Raw genomic sequence first — 24,388 nt, forward strand, 5'->3', positions numbered from 1 at the left:
CCACCGTTCGAACTGGCCGTCTGAACGGACGCCGACTGCCGGCGCTTGCGGCGCCGCTCGGGCGGCTGTACTCGGTCGCCCGATCGCCCTGCGCGACTACAGTCGCATCTCCTTCGTTTCGATCGCGCCGCAGGTCGGACAGACGAACCGGTAGTGGACCCGATTCCCGGACGTGGTCACCTGCCAGCCGCCCTCGTCGTCGAGGTAGCCACACTGTCGACACTGCAGTTCCGATTTGTCGAACTTCTCGCGGAGCCGCTCGAACGGTGAACGGTAGGTGCCCATACGTCATTATCTATCGTGCATGTTATTAACTCTCACGCCCGTGGTTCGATCCGTGATCCGTTCGCCGAGCCGCACGGTTCTTAGGGACGTCTTCCGTACGAGGGTCTATGACTAACGCCGATCCCGCGGCGGGTGCCGAAAGCGCTTCGCCGGCGGCAGCCGCGCTCGAGCGCGTCGTCGCGCCCGTCGTTTCGGTCGTCGACGGACGTGTCGCGTACGCCAACGACGCGGCCTGCGACGCGTTCGAAATCGCCGACGCCGAAAGCGGCGCCCGCGATCCGGCGGCGCTGCCGTCGTGGCCGTCGCTCGAGGCGGCGATCGAGGAGACGGTCGTCGGAACGGTCCGCACCGTCGCCCTCGAGGACGACCGGTACGACGCTCGCGTCCACCGCGACGAGGACGGCGCGACGATCGTCTTCGAGTCGACCGTCGACTCGGCCGCCGAATCCGACGCCGAGCGGCCGGCCGAATCCGCGTCCGCGGCTCCGTCGGGGAGCGACCGCGCCGTCAAGGAACGGGCCCTCGAGGAGGCGCCGGTCGGCATCACGATCTCGGACCCCGACCGCGAGGACAACCCGCTGGTGTACGTCAACGAGGCCTACCAGGAGATCACGGGGTACGGCTACGACGAGGTCGTCGGGCGAAACTGCCGGTTCCTGCAGGGCGAGGAGTCGGATCCGGACGCCGTCGCGGAGATGGCGGCCGCGATCGACGAGAACCGACCGGTCACCGTCGAACTCAAGAACTACCGCAAGGACGGCACCGAGTTCTGGAACGAGGTGACGATCGCGCCCGTGCGCGACGACGCCGGCGAGGTGACCAACTACGTCGGCTTCCAGAACGACGTCACCGCGCGCAAGGAGGCCGAACGCGCACTCGAGCGCCGCACCGAGGAACTCGAGTACGTCCTCGATCGGGTCGAGGGGCTCGTCCGGGACGTCACCGCGGCCGTCGCGGGCTCGACCGATCGCGCGAACCTCGAGCGCGCGGTCTGCGAGCGGATCGCCGACGAGTCGGCCTACGACGGCGTCTGGATCGGCGAGCGCAATCCCGCGACGGGCACGATCGACGTTCGGTCGCGCGCGAGCACGGACGCCGGTGCAGGTTCTGCGAGCGACGTCGCGGGCGGCGACGCCGACTCGATCCCGGCCGACGGCGACCACCCCGCCGCAGCGGCGCTCTCGAGCGACGACGTGGCCGTCGGGACCGTCGACGGGGCTACCCTGGCCGCGTTCCCGCTTCGCTACAACGAGATCGAGTACGGCGTCCTGACGGTTCGCCTCGCCGACGGCACCGACGGCGCCGACGTCGACGAGCGCGAGTCGGCGATCCTCTCCGCGCTCGCCCGGGCGATCGCCAGCGGGATCAACGCCCGCGAAACCAGCCGCGTGCTCGCGACCGACGCGGTCGTCGCGGTCGAACTCGAGGTCCGCGACCGCCGGGTCGCACCGGTCGCGCTCTCGGCCGACGCGGACTGCCGGCTCGAGTACCGTCGCTCGGTCCACCGGACCGGCGAGACCGGCGGCGACGGGGACGGGCGGGGGCGGCGGACCTCGCTGTTTACCGCCACCGGCGCAAGCGCCGCGGAACTCACCGACGCCGCCGCTGCCCTTCCGGACGTCGACTGTCGCGTCGTCGTCGAGCGCGACGGGGAGTGTTTGATCGAACTCGAGTGGCCCGACGACCTCGTCGGCTGGCTCTCCGAGCGCGGCGTCCGCACCCGCGCCATCGAGAGCGAGGACGGCCGCGCCGCCGTCACGCTCGAGATTCCCCGCTCGGCGAACGTCCGGTCGATCGTCGAGGCGCTCGAGGACCGCTACGAGGGGACCGACGTGCGGTCGTTCCAGCAGCGCGACCGCGGCGGCGACACGCGCCAGGAGTTCGCCGGGCGACTCGAGGACGACCTCACCGAGCGCCAGCTCGACGCGTTACGGCGCGCTTATCTCGGCGGCTACTTCGAGTGGCCCCGGCCGACGACCGGCGAGGAACTCGCCCAGTCGATGGACGTCTCGCGGCCGACGTTCCACGAGCACCTGCGGACCGCCGAGGCGAAGCTGTGTCGCGCGTTCTTCGACGACGCCGACGCGAACGAGTCGCGGTAGTCGCCGCCGACGGCACGGGCGGGTCCCGGTAGTCGCCGCCCACTCGTCTGAACCCGCGGTTACCGACCTGTAGTCCGTTCTTAGCCCCGCGGACGGTCGCCGACGTTTATGTACTCGGTCGTGATAGCGGGCGGTATGCTCGAGCACGCAATGCCGCTGCAGGGCGGCGGCTTCCTGTACTGGGCGATCGTGTTCTTCGTCCTCGCGATCATCGCCGCGGCCGTCGGGGCGCGGGGCGTCGCGGGGGTCTCGATGGAGATCGCGCGGATCTTCGTGCTGATCTTCATCATCCTCGCGATCGTGGCATTGCTGTTGTAGCCGCGGTGAGGGGCCGTTCCGGGGCGTTCTCGGCCGCTCCCGACGCGGTCGTGCTGTAAGGACGGACCGTTACGAGCCCGCGGTTCCGACGACCGCTCGCTCGAGCGGGGGCAGCGCCCCCGCTGATAATCCGGCTAGACGGTGCGATCGACCGGCCGGGGTGTTAACCACACGTGGTTACTGAAGGTTGGGAACTACTAACAGCGTAGAGGGCGTACTGTAACAGGAGGGGTTTATCATGACAGAACTCGGCGGTTTCCAAGACAACGTCGCTCGCATCGACCTCTCTGACGGGGAGGTCGCGTACGAGTCGATCGACGACGAGGACGCGAAGAAGTATATCGGTGCGCGTGGCCTCGGAGTGAAGTACGTATTCGAACAGGGACCGGACGTCGATCCGCTCGGGCCCGACAACCTGCTCGCGTTCATGAACGGGCCGCTGTCGGGCACCCAGGTGACGATGAGCGGCCGGATCGCCGTCTGCACGAAGTCGCCGCTGACCGGCACGGTCACGGACAGCCACCAGGGCGGCTGGTCCGGCGCCCGCCTGAAGTGGGCCGGCTTCGACGGGCTGCTCTTCGAAGGGCAGGCCGACGAACCGGTCTACGCCTTCGTGGAGGACGGCGAGGTCGAACTCCGGGACGCCTCCCACTTCTGGGGGATGGGCTTCCACGACGCCCGCGACGCCATCGAGGAGGAAGTCGACGGCCAGCTCGGCAAGAACCTGAGCATCATGGGGATCGGCCCCGGCGGCGAGAACCAGGTTCGCTACGCCACGATCATGAACGAGGACGACCGCGCCTCGGGCCGGGGCGGCACCGGCTGCGTCGCCGGCTCGAAGAACCTCAAGGCGGTCGTCGTCAAGTCGGGGACGAAGATGCCCAAACCCGCGGACAAGGAGACGTTCATGGAGGGCCACCAGCAGGCCATGCAGGCCATCCAGGAGTCTGAAGTCACCGCGCCGAACGAGGGTGGCCTCTCCCAGTACGGGACGAACGTCCTCATGAACATCACCGAGGAGATGTCCGGGCTCCCGACGCGCAACGCGAAGTACACCTCGACCCGAGACGCCCGCGAGGACGACTGGGCCGGCGACGAGTTCGACGCCGAAAACGTCTCCGGCGAGAACGTCCGCGAGAACATCCTCGTCGACGAGCCGACGTGTCACTCCTGCCCGGTCGCCTGTAAGAAGGAAGTCGAGGTCCAGGCGATGCACAAGGGCGAGGAGATGAACGTCCGGACGGAGTCCTACGAGTACGAGTCCGCGTTCGCACTGGGTCCCAACTCCGGCCACACCGAACGGGACGACATCGCCCTGATGATCGACCGCTGTAACGACATGGGCGTCGACACCATCGAGGTCGGCAACATGATGGCGATGGCCATGGAGATGACCGAGGAGGGCAAACTCGAGGACTTAGACCACGACATGGACTGGGGCGACTCCGAGGACATGGTCGACATGATCGAGCGGATCGCCCACCGCGAGACCGACCTCGCGGACCTGCTGGCCGAGGGCGCCGACCGCGTCGCCGAGAAGATGGACGCCCACGAGAACTCCCTGGCCGTCAAGGGCCAGACCATCCCCGCCTACGACCCGCGCTGCATGAAGGGGATGGGCATCGGCTACGCCACCTCGAACCGCGGGGCCTGCCACCTGCGCGGCTACACGCCCGCCGCCGAAATCCTCGGCATTCCCGAGAAGGTCGATCCCTACGAGTGGGAAGGCAAGGGCGAACTGACCGCGGAGTTCCAGGATCTCCACGCCATCAGCGACTCCTTCGACATCTGCAAGTTCAACGCCTTCGCGGAAGGCATCGAGGAGTACGTCACGCAGTACAACGGCATGACCGGCCGCGACGTCACGGAGGACGAGCTGATGGAGGCCGGCGAGCGCGTCTACAACCTCGAGCGGTACTACAACAACCTCGCCGGCTTCGACGGCTCGGACGACACCCTCCCCGAGCGCTTCCTCGAGGACGGCATCCCCGGCCAGGGCGCCAGCGAGGGCGAGTACTGCGAACTCGAGCCGATGAAAGAGGAGTACTACGACTACCGCGGCTGGGTCGACGGCGTCGTGCCCGACGAGAAGCTCGACGAACTCGGCATCGAGGTTGGCCCCGGCACGGGCGTCAGCGCCGGCGACGGCGCGGCGGCCGCACCGAGCGACGACTGAGCCGTCTCCGACCGTCCGGTCGGATCCGAACGGGAGCCGGTCGCGGGTCGATCCCGCGGCCCGGCGCTGCGACTCCGTTTTCTTTCGACACGTAGCGGGATGCGGAGCCGACGGTGTGCTATCGGGTACGCGACCGCCGGCGGACGCGACGGGGCACCGTCACGATCAGACGGTGCACCGACGAACATATGCTCGAGACGCGTCTATACGGAGCACGCCCTATGATGGCCACGACGCACGCCTTCGTCGGTCTGGTCCTCGCCGCCGCCGTCGCGACCGTCGCCCCGCAGTTCGCGCCGGCCGCGGCCGCCGGCGCGATCCTCGGCGGCCTCTTTCCCGATCTCGACCTCGTCGGCGCCCACCGGAAGACGCTGCACTTCCCCGTCTACTACTGGCTCCTCGCGATCCCGGCGACGATCGCCGCGGTCGCGGCGCCGACCGCCGTCACCCTCGCGGTCGCCCTCTTCGCGCTCACCGCCGCGATCCACTCCGTCACGGACCTGTTCGGCGGCGGCCTCGAGCCCCGGCCCTGGCTCGGCACCGCCGACCGGGCCGTCTACAGCCACTACCACGGCCGCTGGTTCGCGCCGCGGCGCTGGATCGGCTACGACGGCTCGCCGGGCGATCTCGCGCTGGCGGCCGCGCTGGCGCTGCCTGCGCTGGTCGTCTTCGACGGTGTCGTCCGGACGATCGTTGCGGGGATGCTCGCGATCTCGATCGGCTACGCCGTCGTTCGGAAGCCGCTGGCCGACGCCAGCGAGTGGCTCGCCGACCGACTGCCGGCGCCGCTGGTCGCCGCATCGGGGTCGCTCCTGTCGGCCGAAGGCGGCGAGGAGGACGCGACGGCGGAGCCGAGCGAACTCGAGCGGTCCGGCGACTAGCGGAGGCGGGAGCGGGCGAGAAGCGTCCGGTCGATCGGTAGCGAACTCGAGACGAGAATTGAAATCGAACGCGCAGGAGCACCGGCCAACCGCTCGAGGCGTCCGCTACGACGTCACCCGAGCAGTGTCGCGCGCACGGTCGGTCGAGACGCGGCGCTCAGTCGCCGGCGACGGGCTGGGCGGACGTCGTATCGGTATCGGCGTCGGCGTCCGGGCTCGTCATCTCGATTTCGACGCCGCCGTCGGCGACGGAGACGACGACGTCGTCGAACGAGCGGCGGTACTCGGTCGCGTGCTTACCGGAGGTGTTGATCCGGACGCGCTCCTCGACGAGGTTCGCTTCGGTGAGCATCTCGACCTTGCGGTAGGCGGTCGAGGTCGGGATGTCGCACTGCTCGGAGAGTTCGGTCGCGGTCAGCGACTCGTCGCTCGTCGCCTCCAGGATGGCCCTGCAGGCGTCGTCGTCGAGCGCGGCGAGCACGTGCTGGGGGTCTGCGGTTTCTTCGTCGCGGGGCCATCCTCGCTTCGCGTCGGAGTTCGTAGCGGACATCGTTCACTTCCTAGTATCCACCGGACCCCCTCCAAACGAGTCCCAATAAATACAGGGTGCTTTATATGGGGTCCCGGGGAGCGCCGCTCGAGCGCGTCTCGTCGGCGTTTCTCGCGGGGGTCGACCCCGAATACCGACGGTGGACCGGCGGTGACGCCGTCGCGGTCGACGGGTCGTCCTCCGCCGACGGCACCCACGGCCGCGTCCGCTCTGCGGTCGAGAACCCGTCCCGCAGGGTTTAGGTTATCCCGCACCTCAGACACGGTCGTGCCGTCGGGGATACGCGCCGAAGTGAAACTCGAGGATCCGCCCCAGTGTATCGTCGCGCAGGCGGCCGGCGAGACCGGCGGGACGGTCCAGTCGGTCTCCAAGAGCGTCAACCCGGACGCGCCCGAGCGCGTGACCGAGGAGTTCATGCTCGAGGCCGAGGAGTACCCCGACGCCGACGAGTTCGACGTCGACGCCGACCTCGAGTCGGTCTTCGCCTACGGCTCGAGTTCCGTCTACCGATTCCAGCGCGAACTCGGCCGTGGCTGTCCCTGCGAGATCGTCGAGGAGTTCGACTGCCCCATCGTCGACGTCCGCGCGCAGGGGACGGCGCTGTACTTGACGTTCCACGCGCCGGACATGCAGGGGCTACAGGCGATCATCGGCGAGCTACAGACCAGGTGCGACAATCTCGACGTTCAGCGCCTGCTCCAGTCCCAGCAGGACCACGCCGAACGGAACCTCGTCTTCGTCGATCGCAGCACGCTGACCGACCGACAACTGGAGGTGCTCGAGACGGCCCACCGCATGGGCTACTTCGAACACCCCAAGCGGGCCAACGCCGGCGAGGTGGCCGAGGAACTGGGGATCACGAGCACGACGTTCACCGAGCACCTCGCGGCGGCCCAGACGAAACTGCTGAACGCGATCCTCGACCGCGAGGGTTAACTCCCCCTTGAAGAAGGCTTCGGGAACTACAGGTTCCCAGCACCGAACCGCAACCCTATATATAGTGGACGCACAGCTATGAACGTAGCCGACCCATACCGGACACAACTACGAGAGTCGTCATGAGCAGATACGAATTCACCTGTCCCGAGTGCGGCCAAGAAATCGAGGTCAACGAGTCGATGCGGGAGGCCACGCTGTCGCACGGGTGCCCGGTCTGCGGCGCCGACGTCACCGAGGCCGCCTTCGCCGCGAAACAACAGACCAACTGACCGTTCGGCCCCGGCCCACCGTTCGGATACTCGGCACCGGCATCGAGTTCCGTCGCTCGGGTTCGACGTTCGAGACGCGATTTCTACTCGCCGCTCGGTCTTCCCTTCGACGTTCCCGATGAGAATGCAGTTCTATTCTTCGTCCTCGCGATCGACGTCCGTTCGCCGACCGTTGAGCGACTCCGGCACGAGCTGGTAGAGTTCGATGTTGAGGTCCTTTTTCCCCTCCGCCCAGATCTCGAACAGCGGCCGCCGCGCCTCGCCGTACTGGGCGATCTGGTCGGGCGTGAGCTCCGACGGGTCGATGTTCTCGAGCGTTCCCGTGGCGATGACGCTTCGATAGGTCGAGTCGGCCTCGTCGTAGACGACGAGCCGCGCCTGGGGCGTCGAATCGAGGAACTCCCGCTTCTCGCTGTCCGGCGTCGACACCATCCGCATGTAGAACTCGCGGTTCTCGTCGTCGTAGCCGTACGAGATCGGGATCGCGTACGGTTCGTCGGTGCGCGCGAGCGACAGCACCCCCGTCTCGTGCCGGCCGAGGAAATCGTCGATCTCCTCGTCGGTCATGTCGGTTTCCTTGTCGATGGCCATCGTCTCAGTGTCTTGCCAAAGGTGAATCAGTATCTTTAGCGTTGTCATCGACTCCGAGCCGGGCGGCCGAGTCGACGCTGTTTCCCGAATCGAGCGTCCGGCGACGCTCGGTCGCCGTCAGCGGTCGTCGTCGCCCTCGCCGTCCTCGCCGCCCTCGTCCCCCTCGAGCCCGATCAGCACCGGCTCGCGGATCTCGAGGGCGGTCTCGAACTCCTCCTCGCGGTCGTTGCGCCGGCCGACGCGCAGGAGCTGCTCCTCGTGGGCGCGCCGGACGGCCGACCGTTCGCGGTCCCCGAGTCCGACGGCGTCGGCGATCTCGTCCCAGTGGCCCCAGTCGACGAGAAACGCCTCGAACGCCTCGGTCTCGTGAATCCGCTCGTACTCGCGGCGGTACTCCTCGCGTGCGGACGCGAGGTGCGACTGGGTGCGGTCGACGAGGTCCGGCAGCTGATTCGGCGAGACTCCCGACTTCGCCGCCGCGAGCAGCAGCACCTGGCCGTCGATGGGATCTCCCGACATCACGTCATCCCCCCGCGCGCATCGCCTTCTGGGCGAAATCGTCCACGAGCGACTCGAGGGTCTCCTCGTCGCCCTCGAAGACGACGGTCACCTCGGTCAGCGACATCGACGGGCCGATGTTGACCTTCTCCGAGGAGATCGTGGCGGTCCAGTCCTCGCCGGCGACCGTTCCGTCGTCGACCCGTTCGCCGCCGAGGTTCGTCAGGTAGTGAGTCGCGAGCCGCTCGGAGATCCCGCGAAAGGATCGTTCGACGCGTTCCACCATACCGCGACTTCGGGTGCGGGAGGTAAATCCGTTCGGTACTCTCCGTCGCGATCGAGTCGATTCAAAGGACGCTGCGAAGCGCCACGACGCCGACCACGCCGGCGACCAGCGCCAGCAGAATGTTCTCGGTGCGCCACATCACGAGTAGGACCAGCCCCGCGGCGCCCCACTCGGCCGGCCCGCCCGCCGCCAGATCCGGCCCGAGCACGGCGATCACGATCGCGCCCGGCAGCACGGAGAGGCCGGCCTCGAGGCGGTCGCTCAATTCGACGTGGCGGACGAGCCAGATGCCGCCGACTTTCGTCAGCACCGTGGCGGCGGTCATGGCGAGGATGACGCCGACGGTGAGCGGCTCGAGCGAGAGCGCGCCGGCGAGGGCGAGCGCCGACTCACCCGTCATAGCGGATCACCTCGACGGCGGCGGCGACGAGGCCGCCGAGCAGGACGTACCACCGGCCAGGGAGGTAGTGGGCGCTGATGACGGCGGTTCCCAGCGAGGCCACCCAGGGGACGAGCGTCGACTTCCCCTCCCAGAGTTCGGCCGCGAGGGCGACGAAGACCGCCACGAGGATGAAGTCGAAGCCGTACCGCGTCGGATCGCCGACGACGCCGCCGGCGACCGCGCCGAGGATCGTCGAGCCGACCCAGAAGACCCAGATGGCGATCCCGCTGCCCAGCAGGAAGGCGCCGCGCCCGCTGCCGGACTTGAGATCGCGCATCGTCAGCGCCCAGTTCTCGTCGGCCATGAAGTAGAGGCTGCCGTAGACCCGCGCCGGCGAGAGGTGGCGAAACCACGGCTGCAGCGCCGCGCCCATCAGCGAGTAGCGGAGGTTGATCGCGAAGACGGTGAAGACGATCGTCGCGATCGGCAACGGGTCGGCCCAGAGTTCGACGGCGATGATCTGGGACGCGCCGGCCAGGACGGTCGCGCTCATCAGCGCCGCCTCGGCGACGCTCAGCCCGGCCCGATCCGCGAGCACGCCGAAGGCGATGCCGTAGCCGCCGACGCCGAGCGCGATGGGGACGCAGGTGACGAAGCCGGCGCGGAGCCCCTCCCGATCGAAGGTGACGTCGTCCGGCGCCGCGTCGGCCGCCGCGCTCGTCGACGGCTCCGGGACGCTCTCGACGCGGTCGCTTCCGTCCGACCGATGACCCTCCTCGTTCACATTCCACCCGACGAACACGACGCCTAAACCCTTCTCGAAACCGCCGGCCGCGGCCGGCCCCTCTCATCCGGCCACGCGCGCCCGGTCAGGCCCCGTACGCCGCCAGCGCGATCCCGAACACCGCAACCGTGAGTCCGTACCAGAGCCCGCTCGAGGCGGCCACTCCGACGGCGCCGAGCAACAGGACAACCCCGAGGAACAGCGCGGCCCACTGCGGCCCCGTTCGATCGTCCCGCCGCTCGAGAAGCGCGTCGAAACCCGCCTCGAGTAGTAACTCGATCAACACGATCGGACGGTTCGACCAGCGGCGTGAAAAGGTTTCCGCGGACTGTCAAGTTCCGCTGCGGCCGGTCGGGCGCGGCCGCGACCGCGTCAGCCGCCCGCGACCGGCGGAAACACCGACACCACGTCCCCGTCCTCGAGGTCGGTGTCGGGACCGGCCATGTGGGTCACGTCGCGGCCGTTTTTCAGCACGCTCAACTGTTCGCGGACGGCGTCGCCGTCCGCGGTCAGCAACTGCCCCGCGAGGTCGTCGTACTCGTCCTCGAGCGCGCTGAGGACGTCGCCGACGGTCGCGTCGTCGTCGACTGTGCGGCTGTGTTCCTTCTGGCCGACTGCGTCGCGAAAGGTGGCGAAAAATCGCAGATCGATCTCCATAGTGGTGGATCGTCACGCAGCGCCATAAGTTCGGGCGGTAGTCCCGACGCCGGGATCGAGCCCTCGTCAGGCCGCCGACGCCGCCGGCGCCGACGCGTACGACACGCCGCTCAGATCGGCGCGCTCGAGGGCGTCGTCGATCCGTTCGGCGCCGATGTCCGCCGCCGTCTCGGCGTCGTCGGCGTCGACGGTGACGGCCACGGTGAACTCGAGGGCGATCGTGTACGGATCGAACGGGGCGGTCGGGTGCTCGTAGACGTCGGCGTCGGCGATCTCCCAGTCGGCGATCGCGTCGTCCGCCTCGAGGCGCTCGAGGGTCGTCGCGAACTCCGATCGCGCGTCGGCGCAGGCGGTCGCATCGGCGCCGCCGTGCAGGGTCACGCGGGCCGTTCCGGTCCGCGATACGGCAAACTCCATGTCACCCCGTATCGACCGGGCGGATTTGAACCCTCTGGAAAGTCTAGCATACGCGTCACGTCTCGAGGGTGTGAGGGTCGATACCACGGTGAAGAATTGGCCGTAATGGGTCGCTACTGCCCGAAACTACGCGAATGCCGGGTATCGGTTTATAGAACTCGAGGAAAACAGGTTCGCGTATGGATAGAGATACTCCACTGACGCGTCGTCGGACGATCGGTATGCTCGGGGCCACAGCGTCGACGCTGGTCCTCGCCGGCTGCGGCGGACCCGGCGGCGGGAACGAGACCGAAGAGGGCGGCACTGAAGGCGGGAACGAGACCGAAGAGGGCGGGAACGAGACCGGTATCGGGACGGAAACCGAAAACGAGACCGAGAACGAGACCGGCGTGGGTCTTAACGAGACCAACGAAACGAACGAGACGGGAATGGCCAACGAAACCAACGCGACGAACGAAACCGGAATGGCCGGCAACGCTACTAACGAGACGAACGAAACGAACGAGACGGGAATGGCCGGCAACGAAACCAACGAAACTAACGAGAGCGCCTGAGGTCGGTCACTCTAACTTCTCCAGCGCGTCGAAGAAGTTCGCCTGCGGCCCGACCAGCCTCACCGGTTCGTCCGCGACCGAGATCGATACCGTCGCGGGCGGCTCGAGCGCCCGTCGGTCGTGCCCGTCGCTGATCGCGTACGCGGTCTCGGCGTCCGAGACCGTCAGCGTAATCTCGGCGTCGGGATCGACGACCAGCGGCGGCATCCCGTCGGCCGCGGCCATCTGCGTCACCACCAGCGCGTCGGCCGCCGGCTGGACGAGCGGCCCGCCCTCGCTCAGGTTGTAGGCGGTCGAACCCGTCGGCGTCGCCACGAGGACGCCGTCCGCGTGGCTCGTCGTGTACCGCTGGCCGTCGATGTCGACGTCGATCGTCGCCCCGCCGCCGTGGCCCCGCCGCGGCCCGTGGACGACCACCTCGTTGAGCGCGGGCTCGAGCGTCCACCCGCCGCCGGCGCCGGTCGCCCGCAGCCGGGCGAGTTCCCGGCCCTCGAGCGACCCCGTTTCCCGGAGCCGGCCGACCAGGTCGGTGACGACTTCGCGGGCGTCAGCAGGTGCGACGGCGTTGAGAAACCCGACCTCGCCGAGGTTGACCCCGAGGATCGGCGTCGCGCCGACCTCGCGGGCGACGAACAGCAGCGTTCCGTCGCCGCCGATGCTCACGACGAAATCGCGCTCGCCCATCGCGGCGATCGGGACGTCGTCCGCGTCGATCGCGGCGCCGGTCAGTTCGTCGACGACGGCCGCGACGCCCTCGTACTCGCGCTCGAGGGTTTCGACGAGCGTCTCGGCGAGTTCTTGCGCACGCGCGTTGTTCCGCTGGGCAACGATTCCGACGTCGACGTCCATCGTCGGCGGCTACCCGCCCCGCCGTCAAAAAGCCCCGCTTCGCGGCCCGATCGGCAGTACCATTAAGCCCGACCGGTACGTTCGGCGTAACTGAACCTCGTCGCGGCGGAACAGTCGCGATCGCTGCCATGGTGTACCCCAGCCGTCCCACGATATCGGCCGCGCTCGACGATCGGGCCACCCCGGGTGGTCGCCGTGAGTGACGACTGGTTCGAGCGGGCGGTCGACGACGGCGCCGACGACGGGAGCGGCGACGAGGGCGACGACGAGGACGAACTCGCCTTCGAGTCCGAGCTCTCGGCGGGTGCCGATTTCGATCCCCCGGACGGAACCGGCGCCGACGCGGAACCCGAGTCAGAGTCCGCCGACGGAGCCGACGCCGACGGGGCGAGCGACGGCCTGTTCGAGGAGGATTTCGGAGCGGCGCTGCAGGACGTCGACGTTCCCGACGTGGACGGCGACGGCCCCGACAACTTTGCCGACCTCGACTTCGGCTTCGACGCCGGCGGCGAACCCGAGTTCGACGACGACGATGACATCGACTCGGCGCTCCCTCGGATCGAACTCGGCGTCGAGGGCCTCGACCGGATGATCCGGGGCGGCGTCCCCGAGCGGTCCCTGATGGTCGCCATCGGCAGCGCCGGCACCGGGAAGACCACCTTCGGCCTGCAGTTTCTCAACCACGGCCTCGAGCGGGGCGACCCCGCCGTCTTCATCGCCCTCGAGGAGAGCCGCCAGCGCGTGCTCGACAGCGCCCTCGAGAAGGGGTACGCCTTCGACGAGTTCCTCGCGGACGATCGGCTCGCGATCGTCGACCTCGACCCGGTCGAGATGACAAACAGCCTGGCGTCGATCCGCAACGAACTCCCGCGGCTCGTCGACGAGTTCGGCGCCGAACGGCTCGTGCTGGACTCGGTGTCACTGCTCGAGATGATGTACGACGACCGCGCGAAGCGGCGCAACGAGATCTACGAGTTCGCGCGCGGGCTGAAGGAGGCCGGCGTCACCGCCCTGCTGACCAGCGAGGCCGCCGCGGAGAATCCCTACGCCTCCCGCCACGGGATCGTCGAGTACCTCACGGACGCGGTCTTCGTGATGCAGTACGTCCGACCCGATGACTTCCGGGAGACGCGACTGGCGATCGAGATCCAGAAGATTCGGGACGCGAACCACTCCCGGGAGAAGAAGCCGTACGAACTCACCGACGACGGGATCTCGGTCTATCAGCAGGCGAACCTCTTTTAAGAGCCGCCGACGCCGTATCACACAGGTTTCAGTTTCAGCCCCTGTCGTCGGTCGGTAATCCGGAGTTGAGACGGCGTTTGCAACCCATACTTTTCCGGCGCCGAGCGCGTGAGTGTTGGTATGGCACAGCGCACGACGGCCGACGAAACCATCGCGCGCGAAGAACTCGCGTCGTACTTCCATCGCCTCGCCCAGGAGTTCGAGGAGGGTGGCCGGGAGATCAACGTCGAGGTCGGAAACAAGACCGTCGAACTGAACCCGCCGTCCGAGGTCGACCTGTCGGTCGACGTGGTCGAACGCTCGACGATGTTCCACGGCGATCGCGAAACGATCGAGCTCGAGCTGAACTGGAAGGCGGACAAGAGCGCGGCGACCGCGAGCACCGAGGCCGAAACGGAACGAGAGGAGAACGCGAGTATCGAATAATAGACACTCCAGCGCCGAACCCTACTCGAGCGGGCCGGCGGCGCGTTCCCGTCGCCGAAGAAGAGACCGAACGTATTTTTCCTCCGAGCGGAGAGGATCGACTCGATGTACGAGACGATCCTCTTTCCGACCGACGGGAGCGACCACGCCGAGACCGTCGCGACCCACGCGATCGACATCGCGACGACGCGGGACGCCGCGGTCCACGTCCTGTCGGTCGTCGACGACCGGGCCTTCCTCGTGCTCGACGACGATCGCGTCGAGGCGGTCCGCAGCGACCTCGAGGCGAGCGCCCGTGAGGCGATCGACGAGGCGGCGACCCGCGCGGCCGAGCACGACCTCGCGGTCGAGACGGCCGTCGAGACCGGCAACCCCGCCGAGTGCATCGTCGACTACGCCGACGAGCACGGGATCGACCTGATCGTCATGGGGACCAGCGGCGACGATTACGAGAACAACGTCGTCGGGAGCGTCTCCCAGCGCGTCGTCCGGACCGCGCCGGTTCCCGTCCTGACGGTCGGACCGGACGCGTAACTGTTGCTCGAGCGCACGCCGGCTTCGTTTAGCTCCCACGCCGGTTCCGTTCGGCTTGCACGCCGGCCCGCCTCGGGGCGCGGTCGAGCAGCTACATTGATGTGGTCGCCGTTGCTAAGTCCGGAGACATGCGCCGTTCGCTCGTCATCGCCGCGACCGTCGTCGCGGTCGCGTTCCTGTTCGCCGGCGGCCCGTCGCTGTTTTTCACCCCCTCGAGCGACGCGATGGGGCCCGAACCGGCCCCCGCGACCGAATCCGAGTCCGAACCCGAGCCGGAGCTCGTCTCGCTCGAGGACAGCGACAGCGCGTTCTGGCCGTACCTGAGCGCTCGAACCGCCTACCAGAAGCGGAGTCCGATCAACGTGATCGTCCGCGGCGAGACCGACGACATCGTCCGTCTGCTGGCCGAACACGGCGAGGGCGACTGGAACGAGACGGCTGCGGACCACTTCGAGTCCGGCGAACTCGTCGGCGCGGCCGACAACGAAACCGCGGCCGAAAACGAGACGATTCCCGCCGACGCGCCCGACAACGGCTCGGCGCCGCCCGTCGCGCCGAACGCCACCGCCGACTCGGCGTCCGGGCCCGAATCCGAAACCGACGGCCCGACCGCGGTCTCCCCGACCGCGATTCCGTGGTCGCACGCCGACGGGGCGACCCGGTACGCCTACCTCGATCCGGGGGCCGACGAGGAGGGGTACTGGACCACCGAGACCCTCCAACTCGAGGACGGCGAGTACTACGGCCACCGCTACCACATCCGCGCGTACGAGAGTCCCAATCCCGACGACCAATGGGTCATCATGCAGACCCACTCGGAGCACTTCGACTGGTTCACGCTGCGCCACCGCGTCCACGGCTCCGCCCAGGCCCAGGCGCGCCTCGAGGCGGATCTGATGGCGATTCCCGGCGTCGACGTCCGGGAGGACGTCCAGCGGATCTACCTCGGCAACGCCCGCGGGTCGGACGCCGACGGGTGGGCGACGCGGGTCGATCTCACCGCGATGTCGATCCTACCGATCGCCCTCGGACTCGCGGCGCGGCGCACCGCGCGCTCGGCGAGCCGCCGCCAGCGGGTCCGAGAACGCGTCGCCGCCCACCTGACCGAGGTCGACCGGGCGCGCTTGGCGGCCGTCGCCGAGCGCGTCGACGCGCGCCACCTCGTCCTCGCCGCGACGATCCTGACGATCGTCCTGGGCGTCCGCATCGCCGGCGTCGCGCTGGACCGGACCGTCGACGCGCTTACGCCGCACATGATCGCGGGGCTGCTCTACCCGTTCGTCGCCGTCGGCTTGCCGGTCGCGACCTACGCTCTCGCGAGCGGCCTCGAGCGCCGGCTCGACGCCGCCCTCGCCGCGTCGCTGTCGCTCGCGGCGGCGATCTGGACCGACTACGCGCTGCTCGGCGTTGACGTGTTACCGGTCGACGTCGTCCTCCAGCGGATGCTCGTGGTCGCCGCGCTGGGGCTGATCGCCGGCGGCGCGGCCGGCCGAGCGAGGCGAAGCGGGCGGCTCAACGACCTCCTCCTCGTCGGCGCCGTCGCGTGGGTCGTCGTCCTCGGCGGGACGCTGCTGGGCTACCTGTAGTTCCCGCTGGCCCGCCTCGAGACGAGGGCGTGGCCCACGAGAACCGGAGTTTGTCAGATACTCGCACGACCCACAAGGAATTTAACCGATAGTCAGGTACTCTCAGACGTGCTCGGTCGTTCCGGACCGGATCGGCCGGCCGGGTAGCCGTGCTTGTGGGTCGAGTTAGTAACCGTTAAATGGCTCCCGCCGGTACCTAACTGTAGTATCTCGTGACAGCCGCTTCTCTCCCGATAGCCGACACGCACACCCACAACACATGGTAGACGTAAGCCAACACGAACTCGTCCCCGAGCACACCGTCCTCGAGGAGGACGCGCTCGAGGAGGTGCTCGACGAGTACGACATCGACCGCACAGATCTGCCGAAAATCAAGCGCAACGACCCCGCTCTCCCCGACGAGGCGGAGGTCGGCGACGTCATCAAGATCGTTCGGGACTCACGGACAACCGACCAGGCAGTCGTATACCGACTCGTGGTGGAATAAATGGCAATGGAACTGGATCGCGACACGCGGCGGGAAATTTCGCGCGAATACTTCTCGAGGGAACGGCTCGCAGAACACCACTACCGCTCCTTTAACGCCTTCCTCAACCGGGGGATGCAGGAGGTCGTCGACGAGAAGGAGACGATCGACACCGACATCGGCGACAAGGAGGGCGAGGAACCGGTTCACGTCGAACTGGGCGACGTGCGCGTCGTCACCCCTCGCGTTCGGGAGGCCGACGGCTCCGAGGAGCTGCTGTATCCCCAGGAGGCGCGACTGCGCAACATCACCTACTCCGCGCCCGTCTTCATGGAGATGTCCATCGTCAAGGGCGAGGAGGGCGACGAGCGCGTCGTCGACTCCACGGAGACCAAGATCGGCCGGATGCCGATCATGGTCGGCTCCGAGAAGTGTAACATCGCCGGCTTCTCCGACGAGGAACTCATCGAGATCGGCGAGGACCCCGCCGACCCCGGCGGCTACTTCATCGTCAACGGCTCCGAGCGGGTCCTGATGACCAGCGAGGACCTCGCGCCGAACAAGATCCTCGCCGAGTACGACACCAAGTACGGCGACGAGATTCAGGTCGCCAAGACCTTCTCGCAGCGCCGTGGCTACCGCGCGCTCGTGCTCTGTGAGCGGACCCGCGACGGCCTGCTCGAGGTGTCGTTCCCCTCGGTCTCCGGATCGATCAACTTCGTCACCCTCGTGCGTGCGCTGGGGCTCGAGTCCGACGAGGAGATCGTCCACAAGGTCTCCAACGACCCCGAGGTCGTCAAGTACATGCTCGAGAACCTGGAGGAAGCGGAGGTCCAGACCGAGGAGGAAGCCATCGAGGCCCTCGGGAAACGAGTGGCGTCCGGTCAGGGCAAGAACTACCAGCTCAAGCGGGCCAACTACGTCATCGACCGCTACCTCCTGCCGCACCTCCACGAGGACGGGGTGCCCGAGGAGGACGTCCGCATCAACAAGGCCCACTACCTCTGTCGGATGGCCGAGGCCTGCTTCGAGCTCGCGCTTGGCCGGCGCGAGGCAGACGACAAGGACCACTACGCCAACAAGCGGCTGAAGGTCTCGGGCGACCTGATGAAGGACCTGTTCCGGACCGCGCTGAACAAGCTGGCCCGGGACGTCAAATACCAGCTCGAGCGCGCTAACATGCGTAATCGGCAGCTTTCGGTTTCGACGGTCGTCCGCTCGGACGTCCTGACCGAGCGCCTCGAGCATCCGATCGCGACGGGCAACTGGGTCGGCGGCCGCTCGGGCGTCTCCCAGCTGGTCGACCGCACCAACTACATGGGGGTTCTCTCGCACCTGCGGCGCCTGCGCAGCCCGCTCTCGCGCAGTCAGCCGCACTTCGAGGCGCGGGACCTGCACGCGACCCAGTGGGGTCGCATCGGTCCCTCCGAGACCCCGGAGGGTCCCAACTGTGGCCTGGTGAAGAACTTCGCACAGGCCGTCGAGCTCTCGCAGAACATCGAGGACGAGCAGGCGTTAAAGCGCGAACTCGCCTCGATGGGGGTCGAGGGCATTCCGGGCATCGACAGCATCGAACGATCGACATCCGCCGCGGACGACTAATCCATGAGCAGCCAAGAACGCGAAGCCAAAGTCTACGTCAACGGGTCGCTGGTGGGAACGCACCCGAACCCGCACGAGCTAGCCGAACAGATCCGGGAAGCGCGCCGCATCGGCGACGTCAGCGAGATGGTCAACGTCTCGGTCAAGGAGCGCACCCGCGAGGTCATCATCAACGCCGACGCCGGCCGCGCACGACGCCCCCTGCTGGTCGTCGAGGACGGCGAACCCCGCATCTCCCAGGAGGAGATCGAGGCGCTGCAGGACGGCGACCTCGAGTTCGACGACCTCGTCGACCACGGGTACATCGAGTTCATCGACGCCGAGGAGGAGGAGGACATCCTCGTGGCCGTCGACGAGGACGACCTGACCGAGAAGCACACGCACCTCGAGATCGACCCCTCGCTGATGTTCTCGATCGGCGCGGGGATGATCCCCTACCCCGAGCACAACGCCAGTCCGCGCATTACGATGGGGGCGGGGATGATCAAGCAGTCGCTGGGCCTCCCGTCGGCTAATTATCGCATCCGGCCGGACACCCGCCAGCACCTGCTGCACTACCCGCAGCTCTCGATGGTCAAGACCCAGACCACGGAGCAGATCGGGTACGACGACCGCCCCGCGGCGCAGAACTTCGTCGTGGCCGTCATGAGCTACGAGGGGTTCAACATCGAGGACGCGCTGGTCATGAACAAGGCCAGCGTCGAACGCGCGCTCGCCCGTTCGCACTTCTTCCGCACCTACGAGGGCGAGGAGCGCCGGTATCCGGGCGGCCAGGAGGACCGCTTCGAGATCCCCTCCCAGGACGTCCGCGGCGCCCGCGGCGAGGACGCCTACGCGCACTTGGACGAGGACGGTCTCGTCAACCCCGAGACGACGGTCGACGAGAACTCCGTCCTCCTCGGGAAAACGAGCCCGCCGCGCTTCCTCGAGGAGCCCGACGACATGGGCGGCCTCTCGCCCCAGAAGCGCCGCGAAACCTCAGTCACCATGCGATCCGGTGAGAGCGGCGTCGTCGACACCGTCACCCTCATGGAGGGCGAAGACGGCTCGAAGCTCTCGAAGGTCTCCGTGCGCGACGAGCGGATCCCCGAACTCGGGGACAAGTTCGCATCGCGACACGGCCAGAAGGGCGTCGTCGGTCACCTGGCGCCCCAGGAGGACATGCCCTTCACCGAGAGCGGGCTCGTCCCCGATCTCGTCCTGAACCCGCACGCGCTGCCGTCGCGGATGACCGTCGGGCACATCCTCGAGATGATCGGCGGGAAACTCGGCTCGCTCGAGGGCCGGCGCGTCGACGGGACGCCGTTCCTCGGCGAGGACGAGGAGAAGCTCCGCGAAGGCCTCGAGGAGGCCGGCTTCGAATCCTCCGGCAAGGAGACGATGTACTCCGGCGTCACCGGGGAGAAGATCGAGGCCGAGATCTTCGTGGGCGTGATCTTCTACCAGAAGCTCTACCACATGGTCTCGAACAAGCTGCACGCCCGCTCGCGCGGTCCCGTGCAGGTGCTGACCCGCCAGCCCACGGAGGGTCGCGCCCGCGAGGGCGGTCTCCGTATCGGGGAGATGGAGCGGGACGTCTTCATCGGCCACGGCGCCGCCATGACGCTGAAGGAACGCCTGCTCGACGAGTCCGACCGCGAGTACATCCCGATCTGTGCGAACTGCGGCATGAGCGCGGTCGAGAACGTCGAGCAGCGCCGCGTCTACTGTCCGAACTGCGACGAGGAGACCGACATCCACGAGATCGAGATGAGCTACGCGTTCAAGCTCCTGCTCGACGAGATGAAGGCGCTCGGCATCGCACCGCGACTCGAACTGGAGGACGCCGTCTAACGCCTCTACACCATGCAAAACAGCACACCCAAAGACATCGGATCGATCAACTTCGGGCTCATGGAGCCCGAGGAGTACCGGGAGATGAGCGCGACGAAGATCATCACCGCCGACACCTACGACGACGACGGGTTCCCCATCGACATGGGGCTGATGGACCCCCGACTCGGCGTCATCGACCCCGGCCTCGAGTGCAAGACCTGCGGCAAGCACTCGGGCTCCTGTAACGGCCACTTCGGCCACATCGAACTGGCCGCGCCGGTCATCCACGTCGGCTTCACGAAGCTCATCCGCCGCCTGCTGCGTGGCACCTGTCGAGAGTGCTCGCGGCTCCTGCTCACCGAGGACGAGCGCGAGGAGTTCCGCGGCCAGCTCGACGAGTCCCGGAAGCTGGGTCGCGACCTGAACGACGTCACGAAGGCCGCGATCCGCCAGGCTCGCAAGAAGGACCGCTGTCCGTTCTGCGGCGAGGTCCAGTACGACATCGACCACGAGAAGCCGACCACCTACTACGAGGTCCAGCAGGTCCTGACCAGCGAGTACTCTCAGCAGATCGCGGCTGCGATGCAGGGCGAGGAGGACGGCGAGCGCATGTCGCCGGACGAACTCGCCGAGGAGACCGACATCGACCTCCAGCGGATCAACGAGATCCTCTCGGGCTCGTTCCGACCCCGCGAGAGCCAGCGCAAGGCCATCGAGAAGGCCCTGGACATCGACCTGACCGAGGAGGACACGAACAAGCTGATGCCCTCGGACATCCGCGACTGGTTCGAGGACATCCCGGACGAGGACATCGAGGTGCTCGGGATCGACTCCGAGCGCTCCCGCCCCGAGTGGATGATCCTCACCGTCCTCCCCGTTCCGCCCGTGACGGCGCGACCGTCGATCACGCTGGACAACGGCCAGCGCTCCGAGGACGACCTCACCCACAAGCTGGTCGACATCATCCGGATCAACCAGCGGTTCATGGAGAACCGCGAGGCCGGCGCGCCCCAGCTGATCATCGAGGACCTCTGGGAGCTGCTCCAGTACCACGTCACCACCTTCATGGACAACGAGATCTCGGGCACGCCGCCGGCGCGACACCGCTCCGGCCGACCGCTGAAGACCCTCTCCCAGCGTCTGAAGGGCAAGGAGGGACGTTTCCGCGGCTCGCTGTCCGGGAAGCGCGTGAACTTCTCGGCCCGAACCGTCATCTCCCCGGACCCGACCCTTAGTCTGAACGAGGTCGGCGTCCCGGATCGCGTCGCCAAGGAGATGACCCAGACGATGAACGTCACCGAGCGCAACGTCGAGGAGGCGCGGCGGTTCGTCGCCAACGGGCCCGAGGCCCACCCCGGCGCGAACTACGTCCGCCGACCGGACGGCCGCCGGCTGAAGGTGACCGAGAAGAACTGCGAGCAACTCGCCGAGAAGGTCGAGGCCGGCTGGGAGGTCAACCGCCACCTCGTGGACGGCGACATCGTCATCTTCAACCGCCAGCCGTCGCTCCACCGGATGTCGATCATGGCCCACGAGGTCGTGGTCATGCCGTACAAGACCTTCCGCCTGAACACCGTCGTCTGTCCGCCGTACAACGCCGACTTCGACGGCGACGAGATGAACATGCACGCGCTCCAGAACGAGGAGGCCCGCGCCGAAGCGCGCGTCCTCATGCGCGTGCAGGAGCAGATCCTCAGCCCCCGGTTCGGCGAGAACATCATCGGCGCCATCCAGGACCACATCTCCGGGATGTACCTGCTGACCGCGGACAACCCGCGGTTCAACGAGACCCAGGCGCTTGACCTGCTTCGTGCCACCCGGATCGACGAACTGCCGGAACCCAGCGGCATCGACGACGAAGGCAAGCCGTTCTGGACCGGCTACGACGTCTTCTCCGAGCTGCTGCCCGACGACCTCAACCTCGAGTTCACCGGCACCGTCGGCGACCAGGTCGTCATCGAGGACGGCCAGCTCATCGAAGGGACCATCGCCGAGGACGAGGTCGGCGAGTTCGGCGGCGAGATCGTCGACACCATCACGAAGATCTACGGCAACACCCGCGCCCGGATCTTCATCAACGAGGTCTCGACGCTGGCGATGCGCGCGATCATGCACTTCGGGTTCTCGATCGGGATCGACGACGAGACCATCCCCGAGGAGGCCCAGGAGCGCATCGACGAGACCATCGACGACGCCTACGACCGCGTCCAGGAACTCATCGAGGCCTACGAGAACAACGAACTCGAGAGCCTGCCCGGTCGGACGATCGACGAGACCCTCGAGATGAAGATCATGCAGACGCTCTCGCGGGCTCGTGACAACGCGGGGAACATCGCCGACGAGCACTTCGACGACGACAATCCGGCCGTCGTCATGGCAAACTCCGGTGCTCGTGGGTCGATGCTCAACCTGACCCAGATGGCCGGCGCTGTCGGCCAGCAGGCAGTTCGTGGCGAGCGCATCAACCGCGGTTACGAGGACCGCACCCTCAGCCACTACGAGCCTAACGACCTCTCCGCGGAGGCCCACGGCTTCGTCGAGAACTCCTACACCAGCGGGCTGACCCCGCGGGAGTTCTTCTTCCACGCGATGGGTGGCCGCGAGGGCCTGGTCGACACGGCAGTCCGTACCTCGAAGTCCGGGTACCTGCAGCGTCGCCTGATCAACGCACTCTCCGAACTCGAGACCCAGTACGACGGCACCGTCCGCGACACGTCGGACACCATCGTCCAGTTCGAGTTCGGCGAGGACGGCACCTCGCCGGTCAAGGTCTCCTCGGGCGACGACAACAACATCGACGTCGCCCAGATCGCGGACCGCGTCCTCGATTCGGAGTTCGACTCCGAGGAGGAGAAACAGGAGTTCCTCGGCACCAAGCCGCGCCCGACCAACCTCTCGGAGCACGCGGACAGTCGCCTTTCCGAGGGCCGGAGCAAGGGGGTGAGCTCCGATGACTGAGGTCGACTACGACGTCAACGACGACATGATCGCCGTCGTCGAGGACACCGACCTCCCCCGCCGGCTCAAGGACAACGTCTACGAGGAACTCGAGGGGCGTGCGGACGCGACCGTCGAGGACGCCGACGAACTCGCGAAGGCGGTCGAGGCCCGCTACGTCGACACGCGCGTCGACCCGCTCGACCCCGTCGGCACCGTCTCGGCCCAGTCGATCGGCGAACCCGGCACCCAGCTGACGATGAACACGTTCCACTACGCGGGTGTCGCGGAGATCGACGTGACCCAGGGGCTGCCGCGGCTGATCGAACTGGTCGACGCCCGGAAGACCCCGGACACGCCGATGATGACGGTCTACCTCGAGGACGAGTACGCCACCGAGCGCGAGAAGGCCCACGAGGTCGTCTGGAACATCGAGGCGACGAAGATCCTCGCGCTGGGCGACGTCTCGACCAACGTCGCGGACATGCGCGTCCAGATCTCGCTCAACGAGGACACGCTGCGCGAGCGGATGATCGAGCCCGACGAGGTCGCCGAGATCATCGAGGACAACCTCGGCGTTCAGACGGTCCAGCAAGGCACCGAGATCCAGTTCGGTCCCGAGGAACCCTCGTACCGCGACCTCCTGCAACTCGTCGAGGAACTGCGCGACATCACGTTCAAGGGCATCGAGGACATCTCGCGGGTCGTCATCCGCCGCGAGGAGATGGACGACGGCGACGAGGAGTTCGTCCTCTACACCGAGGGGTCGGCCTTCGGCGACGTCCTCGAGATCGAGGGCGTCGACGCCTCCCGGACGACCTGTAACAACATCCACGAGATCCACCGCAACCTCGGCATCGAGGCCGCCCGCGAGGCCATCATCGAGGAGACCAACAACACGCTCGCCGAGCAGGGGCTGGACGACGTCAACGTCCGCCACCTGATGCTGGTCGCGGACATCATGACCAACCGCGGCGAGATCGAGTCGATCGGCCGCCACGGCATCTCCGGCTCGAAGGACTCCGTCCTCGCGCGCGCCGCGTTCGAGGTGACGGTCAACCACCTGCTCAACGCCGCCATCCACGGCGAGGTCGACGAACTGCAGGGCGTCACGGAGAACGTCATCGTCGGCAAGCCGATCAAGCTCGGCACCGGCGATGTCGACCTCCGGATGGGGTCGACCGCGCCCGAGAGCGGAACCGGGACCGGCAGCGGCAGCGAGACGCAGGCCGACTGATC

General features: G+C 67.6%; 28 protein-coding genes. 17 read left to right on the forward strand and 11 right to left on the reverse strand.

Going from position 1 to position 24,388, the window contains the following annotated elements; translation table 11 throughout:
• Window positions 1-96 precede the first annotated feature (96 nt).
• Window positions 97-285: an HVO_0649 family zinc finger protein gene (locus tag ACYQ26_RS03745; RefSeq protein ID WP_459807163.1), complete on the reverse strand. Its 189-nt coding sequence runs from the start codon at window positions 283-285 to the stop codon at window positions 97-99.
• Between the two features lie 107 nt (window positions 286-392).
• Here ACYQ26_RS03745 and ACYQ26_RS03750 point away from each other — a divergent pair, with 107 nt between their 5' ends.
• From ACYQ26_RS03750 to ACYQ26_RS03765, 4 genes are all read left to right on the forward strand, one after another.
• On the forward strand, window positions 393-2,387 hold the full coding sequence (locus tag ACYQ26_RS03750; RefSeq protein ID WP_459807165.1) for a bacterio-opsin activator domain-containing protein: 1,995 nt from the start codon (window positions 393-395) through the stop codon (window positions 2,385-2,387).
• A 135-nt stretch (window positions 2,388-2,522) separates the two neighbouring features.
• Entirely contained in the window at window positions 2,523-2,705 is a 183-nt protein-coding gene (locus tag ACYQ26_RS03755; RefSeq protein ID WP_459807167.1) for a DUF1328 family protein, read from the forward strand.
• A 238-nt stretch (window positions 2,706-2,943) separates the two neighbouring features.
• A complete protein-coding gene (locus tag ACYQ26_RS03760; RefSeq protein ID WP_459807168.1) occupies window positions 2,944-4,881 on the forward strand; it encodes an aldehyde ferredoxin oxidoreductase family protein in 1,938 nt (645 codons plus the stop codon).
• Between the two features lie 221 nt (window positions 4,882-5,102).
• Entirely contained in the window at window positions 5,103-5,762 is a 660-nt protein-coding gene (locus ACYQ26_RS03765) for a metal-dependent hydrolase (protein WP_459807170.1), read from the forward strand.
• A gap of 157 nt (window positions 5,763-5,919) precedes the next feature.
• Here the strand turns inward: ACYQ26_RS03765 and ACYQ26_RS03770 are convergent, their stop codons facing one another.
• A complete protein-coding gene (locus ACYQ26_RS03770; RefSeq protein WP_459807172.1) occupies window positions 5,920-6,312 on the reverse strand; it encodes a helix-turn-helix domain-containing protein in 393 nt (130 codons plus the stop codon).
• 65 nt (window positions 6,313-6,377) lie between these two features.
• Between ACYQ26_RS03770 and ACYQ26_RS03775 the strand changes: the two genes are divergently transcribed.
• The 3 genes from ACYQ26_RS03775 to ACYQ26_RS03785 all read left to right on the forward strand — a co-directional run bounded on the left by ACYQ26_RS03775 (window position 6,378) and on the right by ACYQ26_RS03785 (window position 7,520).
• Window positions 6,378-6,554: a hypothetical protein gene (locus ACYQ26_RS03775; protein ID WP_459807174.1), complete on the forward strand. Its 177-nt coding sequence runs from the start codon at window positions 6,378-6,380 to the stop codon at window positions 6,552-6,554.
• 25 nt (window positions 6,555-6,579) lie between these two features.
• Complete coding sequence (locus tag ACYQ26_RS03780) at window positions 6,580-7,248, forward strand: helix-turn-helix domain-containing protein (protein ID WP_459807176.1); 669 nt, start codon at window positions 6,580-6,582, stop codon at window positions 7,246-7,248.
• Between the two features lie 122 nt (window positions 7,249-7,370).
• Window positions 7,371-7,520: a DUF7560 family zinc ribbon protein gene (locus tag ACYQ26_RS03785; protein WP_459807178.1), complete on the forward strand. Its 150-nt coding sequence runs from the start codon at window positions 7,371-7,373 to the stop codon at window positions 7,518-7,520.
• Between the two features lie 132 nt (window positions 7,521-7,652).
• Here ACYQ26_RS03785 and ACYQ26_RS03790 read toward each other — a convergent pair whose 3' ends face one another.
• The 8 genes from ACYQ26_RS03790 to ACYQ26_RS03825 form a co-directional block, all read right to left on the reverse strand.
• Entirely contained in the window at window positions 7,653-8,111 is a 459-nt protein-coding gene (locus tag ACYQ26_RS03790; RefSeq protein ID WP_459807180.1) for a pyridoxamine 5'-phosphate oxidase family protein, read from the reverse strand.
• A gap of 117 nt (window positions 8,112-8,228) precedes the next feature.
• Window positions 8,229-8,630 (reverse strand): DUF8048 family protein, encoded by a 402-nt coding sequence (locus ACYQ26_RS03795; protein ID WP_459807182.1) that lies wholly within the window; start codon window positions 8,628-8,630, stop codon window positions 8,229-8,231.
• Window positions 8,631-8,634: 4 nt separating this feature from the next.
• Window positions 8,635-8,895 (reverse strand): MoaD-like domain-containing protein, encoded by a 261-nt coding sequence (locus tag ACYQ26_RS03800; protein ID WP_459807184.1) that lies wholly within the window; start codon window positions 8,893-8,895, stop codon window positions 8,635-8,637.
• 61 nt (window positions 8,896-8,956) lie between these two features.
• Window positions 8,957-9,295, reverse strand: a complete 339-nt coding sequence (locus tag ACYQ26_RS03805; protein WP_459807186.1) for an AzlD family protein — start codon at window positions 9,293-9,295, stop codon at window positions 8,957-8,959.
• Window positions 9,285-10,061: an AzlC family ABC transporter permease gene (locus ACYQ26_RS03810; protein WP_459807188.1), complete on the reverse strand. Its 777-nt coding sequence runs from the start codon at window positions 10,059-10,061 to the stop codon at window positions 9,285-9,287. The genes ACYQ26_RS03805 and ACYQ26_RS03810 overlap by 11 nt, the downstream gene beginning before the upstream one ends.
• 85 nt (window positions 10,062-10,146) lie before the next feature.
• Complete coding sequence (locus tag ACYQ26_RS03815; protein WP_459807190.1) at window positions 10,147-10,344, reverse strand: hypothetical protein; 198 nt, start codon at window positions 10,342-10,344, stop codon at window positions 10,147-10,149.
• An 89-nt stretch (window positions 10,345-10,433) separates the two neighbouring features.
• Window positions 10,434-10,718 carry a ubiquitin-like small modifier protein 1 gene (locus ACYQ26_RS03820; RefSeq protein WP_459807192.1) on the reverse strand — a complete coding sequence of 95 codons (285 nt, stop codon included), beginning with the start codon at window positions 10,716-10,718 and terminating at the stop codon, window positions 10,434-10,436.
• Window positions 10,719-10,784: 66 nt separating this feature from the next.
• On the reverse strand, window positions 10,785-11,135 hold the full coding sequence (locus ACYQ26_RS03825) for a hypothetical protein (protein ID WP_459807194.1): 351 nt from the start codon (window positions 11,133-11,135) through the stop codon (window positions 10,785-10,787).
• Window positions 11,136-11,356: 221 nt separating this feature from the next.
• Between ACYQ26_RS03825 and ACYQ26_RS03830 the strand changes: the two genes are divergently transcribed.
• A complete protein-coding gene (locus ACYQ26_RS03830; protein ID WP_459807196.1) occupies window positions 11,357-11,689 on the forward strand; it encodes a hypothetical protein in 333 nt (110 codons plus the stop codon).
• A gap of 6 nt (window positions 11,690-11,695) precedes the next feature.
• Here the strand turns inward: ACYQ26_RS03830 and ACYQ26_RS03835 are convergent, their stop codons facing one another.
• Window positions 11,696-12,538, reverse strand: a complete 843-nt coding sequence (locus ACYQ26_RS03835) for an NAD(+)/NADH kinase (RefSeq protein ID WP_459807197.1) — start codon at window positions 12,536-12,538, stop codon at window positions 11,696-11,698.
• 186 nt (window positions 12,539-12,724) lie between these two features.
• Here ACYQ26_RS03835 and ACYQ26_RS03840 point away from each other — a divergent pair, with 186 nt between their 5' ends.
• From ACYQ26_RS03840 to rpoA2, 9 genes are all read left to right on the forward strand, one after another.
• On the forward strand, window positions 12,725-13,783 hold the full coding sequence (locus tag ACYQ26_RS03840) for a KaiC domain-containing protein (protein ID WP_459807199.1): 1,059 nt from the start codon (window positions 12,725-12,727) through the stop codon (window positions 13,781-13,783).
• A gap of 120 nt (window positions 13,784-13,903) precedes the next feature.
• Window positions 13,904-14,209 carry an amphi-Trp domain-containing protein gene (locus ACYQ26_RS03845; RefSeq protein ID WP_459807201.1) on the forward strand — a complete coding sequence of 102 codons (306 nt, stop codon included), beginning with the start codon at window positions 13,904-13,906 and terminating at the stop codon, window positions 14,207-14,209.
• 105 nt (window positions 14,210-14,314) lie between these two features.
• Complete coding sequence (locus ACYQ26_RS03850) at window positions 14,315-14,743, forward strand: universal stress protein (protein WP_459807203.1); 429 nt, start codon at window positions 14,315-14,317, stop codon at window positions 14,741-14,743.
• Between the two features lie 128 nt (window positions 14,744-14,871).
• Window positions 14,872-16,329: a hypothetical protein gene (locus tag ACYQ26_RS03855; RefSeq protein WP_459807205.1), complete on the forward strand. Its 1,458-nt coding sequence runs from the start codon at window positions 14,872-14,874 to the stop codon at window positions 16,327-16,329.
• A 259-nt stretch (window positions 16,330-16,588) separates the two neighbouring features.
• A complete protein-coding gene (locus ACYQ26_RS03860; protein WP_459807206.1) occupies window positions 16,589-16,816 on the forward strand; it encodes a DNA-directed RNA polymerase subunit H in 228 nt (75 codons plus the stop codon).
• Entirely contained in the window at window positions 16,817-18,397 is a 1,581-nt protein-coding gene (locus ACYQ26_RS03865; protein WP_459807207.1) for a DNA-directed RNA polymerase subunit B'', read from the forward strand.
• Between the two features lie 3 nt (window positions 18,398-18,400).
• Window positions 18,401-20,230 carry a DNA-directed RNA polymerase subunit B gene (rpoB, locus tag ACYQ26_RS03870; RefSeq protein WP_459807208.1) on the forward strand — a complete coding sequence of 610 codons (1,830 nt, stop codon included), beginning with the start codon at window positions 18,401-18,403 and terminating at the stop codon, window positions 20,228-20,230.
• 12 nt (window positions 20,231-20,242) lie between these two features.
• Window positions 20,243-23,170 (forward strand): DNA-directed RNA polymerase subunit A', encoded by a 2,928-nt coding sequence (locus tag ACYQ26_RS03875; RefSeq protein ID WP_459807210.1) that lies wholly within the window; start codon window positions 20,243-20,245, stop codon window positions 23,168-23,170.
• Window positions 23,163-24,386, forward strand: a complete 1,224-nt coding sequence (gene rpoA2, locus ACYQ26_RS03880; protein ID WP_459807212.1) for a DNA-directed RNA polymerase subunit A'' — start codon at window positions 23,163-23,165, stop codon at window positions 24,384-24,386. Before ACYQ26_RS03875 ends, rpoA2 begins: the two co-directional genes overlap by 8 nt.
• The last annotated feature ends 2 nt before the right edge of the window (window positions 24,387-24,388 follow it).

It is taken from the genome of Halopiger thermotolerans, assembly GCF_054654555.1.

What these genes read in the sequence shown, in the direction of transcription:
- ACYQ26_RS03745 (WP_459807163.1), bottom strand. Translation starts at nt 285, where the DNA reads ATGGGCACCTACCGTTCACCGTTCGAGCGGCTCCGCGAGAAGTTCGAC.
- ACYQ26_RS03750 (WP_459807165.1), top strand. Translation starts at nt 393, where the DNA reads ATGACTAACGCCGATCCCGCGGCGGGTGCCGAAAGCGCTTCGCCGGCG.
- ACYQ26_RS03755 (WP_459807167.1), top strand. Translation starts at nt 2,523, where the DNA reads ATGCTCGAGCACGCAATGCCGCTGCAGGGCGGCGGCTTCCTGTACTGG.
- ACYQ26_RS03760 (WP_459807168.1), top strand. Translation starts at nt 2,944, where the DNA reads ATGACAGAACTCGGCGGTTTCCAAGACAACGTCGCTCGCATCGACCTC.
- ACYQ26_RS03765 (WP_459807170.1), top strand. Translation starts at nt 5,103, where the DNA reads ATGATGGCCACGACGCACGCCTTCGTCGGTCTGGTCCTCGCCGCCGCC.
- ACYQ26_RS03770 (WP_459807172.1), bottom strand. Translation starts at nt 6,312, where the DNA reads ATGTCCGCTACGAACTCCGACGCGAAGCGAGGATGGCCCCGCGACGAA.
- ACYQ26_RS03775 (WP_459807174.1), top strand. Translation starts at nt 6,378, where the DNA reads ATGGGGTCCCGGGGAGCGCCGCTCGAGCGCGTCTCGTCGGCGTTTCTC.
- ACYQ26_RS03785 (WP_459807178.1), top strand. Translation starts at nt 7,371, where the DNA reads ATGAGCAGATACGAATTCACCTGTCCCGAGTGCGGCCAAGAAATCGAG.
- ACYQ26_RS03790 (WP_459807180.1), bottom strand. Translation starts at nt 8,111, where the DNA reads ATGGCCATCGACAAGGAAACCGACATGACCGACGAGGAGATCGACGAT.
- ACYQ26_RS03795 (WP_459807182.1), bottom strand. Translation starts at nt 8,630, where the DNA reads ATGTCGGGAGATCCCATCGACGGCCAGGTGCTGCTGCTCGCGGCGGCG.
- ACYQ26_RS03800 (WP_459807184.1), bottom strand. Translation starts at nt 8,895, where the DNA reads ATGGTGGAACGCGTCGAACGATCCTTTCGCGGGATCTCCGAGCGGCTC.
- ACYQ26_RS03805 (WP_459807186.1), bottom strand. Translation starts at nt 9,295, where the DNA reads ATGACGGGTGAGTCGGCGCTCGCCCTCGCCGGCGCGCTCTCGCTCGAG.
- ACYQ26_RS03820 (WP_459807192.1), bottom strand. Translation starts at nt 10,718, where the DNA reads ATGGAGATCGATCTGCGATTTTTCGCCACCTTTCGCGACGCAGTCGGC.
- ACYQ26_RS03825 (WP_459807194.1), bottom strand. Translation starts at nt 11,135, where the DNA reads ATGGAGTTTGCCGTATCGCGGACCGGAACGGCCCGCGTGACCCTGCAC.
- ACYQ26_RS03830 (WP_459807196.1), top strand. Translation starts at nt 11,357, where the DNA reads ATGCTCGGGGCCACAGCGTCGACGCTGGTCCTCGCCGGCTGCGGCGGA.
- ACYQ26_RS03835 (WP_459807197.1), bottom strand. Translation starts at nt 12,538, where the DNA reads ATGGACGTCGACGTCGGAATCGTTGCCCAGCGGAACAACGCGCGTGCG.
- ACYQ26_RS03845 (WP_459807201.1), top strand. Translation starts at nt 13,904, where the DNA reads ATGGCACAGCGCACGACGGCCGACGAAACCATCGCGCGCGAAGAACTC.
- ACYQ26_RS03850 (WP_459807203.1), top strand. Translation starts at nt 14,315, where the DNA reads ATGTACGAGACGATCCTCTTTCCGACCGACGGGAGCGACCACGCCGAG.
- ACYQ26_RS03855 (WP_459807205.1), top strand. Translation starts at nt 14,872, where the DNA reads ATGCGCCGTTCGCTCGTCATCGCCGCGACCGTCGTCGCGGTCGCGTTC.
- ACYQ26_RS03860 (WP_459807206.1), top strand. Translation starts at nt 16,589, where the DNA reads ATGGTAGACGTAAGCCAACACGAACTCGTCCCCGAGCACACCGTCCTC.
- ACYQ26_RS03865 (WP_459807207.1), top strand. Translation starts at nt 16,817, where the DNA reads ATGGCAATGGAACTGGATCGCGACACGCGGCGGGAAATTTCGCGCGAA.
- rpoB (WP_459807208.1), top strand. Translation starts at nt 18,401, where the DNA reads ATGAGCAGCCAAGAACGCGAAGCCAAAGTCTACGTCAACGGGTCGCTG.
- ACYQ26_RS03875 (WP_459807210.1), top strand. Translation starts at nt 20,243, where the DNA reads ATGCAAAACAGCACACCCAAAGACATCGGATCGATCAACTTCGGGCTC.
- rpoA2 (WP_459807212.1), top strand. Translation starts at nt 23,163, where the DNA reads ATGACTGAGGTCGACTACGACGTCAACGACGACATGATCGCCGTCGTC.